The organism is Micromonospora sp. NBS 11-29, from assembly GCF_002140155.1.
GTDB lineage: Bacteria > Actinomycetota > Actinomycetes > Mycobacteriales > Micromonosporaceae > Micromonospora.
In genome coordinates this window covers 895-4273 of record NZ_NAPR01000018.1, presented here as the reverse complement: position 1 = coordinate 4273, position 3379 = coordinate 895, and the positions used below count along the sequence as shown (strand labels likewise).

Below are 3379 nucleotides of genomic sequence, written 5' to 3'. Positions count from 1 at the left end.
GCGGACCGAAACCCGGCTCGAACAACCCGAACACCCGATCACCCGGCGTCAACCCCGACACACCCGGGCCGACCTCCACCACGATGCCGGCGCCCTCACTGCCCATCACCGCCGACGAATCCGGGTACATCCCGAGCGCGATCAACACATCCCGGAAGTTCACCCCCGCCGCCCGCACCGCCACCCGCACCTCACCGGCGCCGAGCGGCGCCGGGTCGACGGGCCGCAGCCCGACGCCGTCGATGGTGCCGGGGTCGACGGCCGCGACGTGCCACAGCGCGGTCGCCGGGGTGAGCCGGTCACCGGCCGGGCGGACCACGCGGGGGGTGAGCACGTCGTCGCCGCGCAGCGCGACCTGTTCGCCGGCCGGGACGGCGGCGAGCAGCGCGAGCGCGTCGGCGTCGGGCTCCCGGTCCAGGTCGGCCAGGACGATCCGGTCGGGGTGCTCGGACTGGGCCGAGCGCAGCAGCCCCCACACCGCCGCGCCGGCCAGGTCGGTGACGCGGTCGCCGTCGCGCGCCGCCACCGCGCCCCGGGTCGTCACCACCAGCCGCGTGTCCGAGAGCACGTCGGCGGCCAGCCACGCCCGCACGGACGCCAGCACCGCCACCGTCGCCGACCGCACCCGTCCCGGCACGTCGTCGGCCGCCCCGATCCGGTCCGCGTCGACCGCCGCGTCGCCGGCCGGTTCGGGCCGGACCGCGCCGTCCGCCGCGTCGCCGGCCGGTTCGGGGTGGATCGGCAGCAGCACCGCCCCGGGGGTCGGTGCGCCGGCCTCGACGGCCGCCGCCAGCGCGGCCACGTCGGGGTACGCCGCGCCGGGTGCCGTCCCGGCGTCGGTCAGGACCGCCCAGGTCGTGGACCCGGTCGCGGGCAGGGCGTCCCGGACCGGCCAGGCCACCTCGAGGACGGACCGGTCGGCGGCGGCCGGCGCGGCGGCCCCGCCCAGTTCCTTGAGCACCAGCGAGTCCACCGAGACCACGGGCGCACCGGTCTCGTCGGCCGCGACGAGCCGCACCGCCGACCCGGTACGGCGCACCCGCACCCGCAGCACGGCCGCGCCGCCGGCGTGCACCTGCACGCCTTCGAACGTGAACGGCACCCGGGGGCCGGGCGTCGCGTCCCCGCCGGGCAGCAGGCCGATCGGGTGCAGCGCGGCGTCGAGCAGCGCCGGGTGCACCTCGAACCGGCCGGCGCGGTCGGCCGGCCCCTCCGGCAGGGCCACCTCGGCGTAGACGGTGTCGTCGCCGGTCCACGCCCGGCGCAGCCCCCGGAACACCGGCCCGTACGCCAGGCCGTGCCCGGCGAGCGTGTCGTACCAGCCGGTGAGGTCCACCTCGGACGCGTCCGTGGGCGGCCACGCGTCGAGCGTCGGCTCGTCGGCGGTGGCCGGCTCCAGCACGCCTTCGGCGTGCCGCGTCCACCCGGCGTCGGTCGCGCCGTCCGGTTGGGCGTGCACGGTGACCGGACGGGCGCCGGTGTCGTCGGACGCGCCGACGCGCACCTGCACCCGCAGTCCCCCGGTGTCCGGCAGGGCCAGCGGGGCGAGCAGCGTCAGTTCGCGTACCCGGGGGGCGTCGGCCTCGTCGCCGGCCCGGACCACCAGCTCCACCAGCGCGGTGCCGGGCAGCAGCACGGAGCCGGCGACGACGTGCTCGGCCAGCCACGGCTGCGCGGAGAGGGAGAGCCGGCCGGTCAGCACCACCTCGTCGGCGTCGGCCAGCCGCACCGCCGCGCCGAGCAGCGGGTGCCCGGCCGCGCCGAGGCCGGCGCCGGTGACGTCGCCGCCGTGCGCGGTGCCCGGCTCGGGCCAGAACCGCTCCCGCGCGAACGCGTAGGTGGGCAGGTCGACCCGGCTGGCGTCGGAGCCGGCGAAGACGGCCGCCCAGTCCACCGGTACGCCGGCGGTGTGCAGACCGCCCAGCGCGGTGAGCAGCTCGCGGGGGCCGTGCTCGTCGCGGCGCAGCGAGCCGACCACGACGCCGGGCGACCCGGCGGTGGCCCCCTCCAGCGCGTCCTGCACCGCGACCTTGAGCACCGGGTGCGGGCTGACCTCGACGAACGCCCGGTAACCGGCGTCGATCAGCGCGTCCACGACCGGGGCGAGGCGCACCGGTTCGCGCAGGTTGCGGAACCAGTAGTCGGCGTCGAGGTCGGTGGTGTCGACCGGCTCGCCGGTGACGGTGGAGTGGAAGGCGACCCGGCTGGGGCGCGGCGTGATCGTGCCGAGCGCGGCGGCCAGGTCGTCGCGGACCGCGTCGACGTGCGCGCAGTGGGAGGCGTAGTCGACGGCGATCCGGCGGGCCCGCAGGTCGCGGTCGGCGGCGGTGGCGAGCAGCTCGTCGACGGCGTCCGCGTCGCCGGAGACGACGGTGGCGGTGGGACCGTTGAGCGCGGCGACGCCGAGGCGGTCGCCCCAGGGCGCGATGAGGTCGGCGGTGTCGGCGGCGGAGAGCGGCACGGAGACCATCCCGCCCCGCCCGGAGATGGCGAGCAGGCCGCGGCTGCGGGCCACGACGAGCCGCAGCGCGTCGGGGAGGGTGAGCGCGCCGGCCACGCAGGCGGCGGCGATCTCGCCCTGGGAGTGGCCGACCACGGCGTCGGGGCGTACGCCGCAGGCACGCCACACCTCGGCGAGGGAGACCATCACGGCGAACAGCAGCGGCTGGACCACGTCGACCCGGTCCAGCGGCGGTGCGTCCGGTGCGCCGCGCAGCACGTCCTCGGGCGACCAGTCGACGAGGCCGGCCAGCTCGGTGGCGCACTCGCGCATCCGGTCGCGGAAGACCGGGGAGGTGTCGAGCAGGTCGAGCGCCATGCCCTGCCACTGGGAGCCCTGGCCGGGGAAGACGAAGACGACCTTCGGCGTACCGTCGGCGGGGTTGGCCGGTGGCGCGGCGGCGGTGAGCGCGGCGAGCGCGGCGGCGCGGCCGGCGGCCACGGTGACCTGCCGGTACGGGTGGTGGGCGCGGCCGGCGGCGAGCGACCAGCCGACGTCGACCAGGTCCAGGTCGGGGTGGGCGTCGAGGTGGTCACGCAGCCGCGTGGCCTGGGCGGGCAGGGCGCGGGCGGTGCGGGCGGACAGCAGCAGCGGCACGGCGTCGGCGCTGACCAGTCCGACGCCGGTGGCGGGGGCGGGGTCGGCGTCGGTGGCGGGGGCGGCGTGGTGCGGCGCGGCGGGGGCGGCCTCGATGACCGCGTGGGCGTTGGTGCCGGAGATGCCGAACGAGGACACCGCGGCGCGGCGCGGCCGGTCGGCGGCCGGCCAGGGCGTGGCCTCGGTCACCAGGGTGACCGCGCCGGTGGTCCAGTCGATGTGCGGGGACGGTTCGTCGACGTGCAGCGTCGCCGGCACGAGGCCGTGCCGCATCGCGAGGAT

At 78.3% G+C, this 3379-nt stretch carries 1 protein-coding gene; it reads right to left on the bottom strand.

The features are described 5' to 3' along the window. Positions 1–3370, bottom strand: a 3370-nt coding sequence (locus B1205_RS22275; protein ID WP_254910129.1) for an acyltransferase domain-containing protein, incomplete at its 3' end; no start/stop codon positions are given. Positions 3371–3379 lie beyond the last annotated feature (9 nt).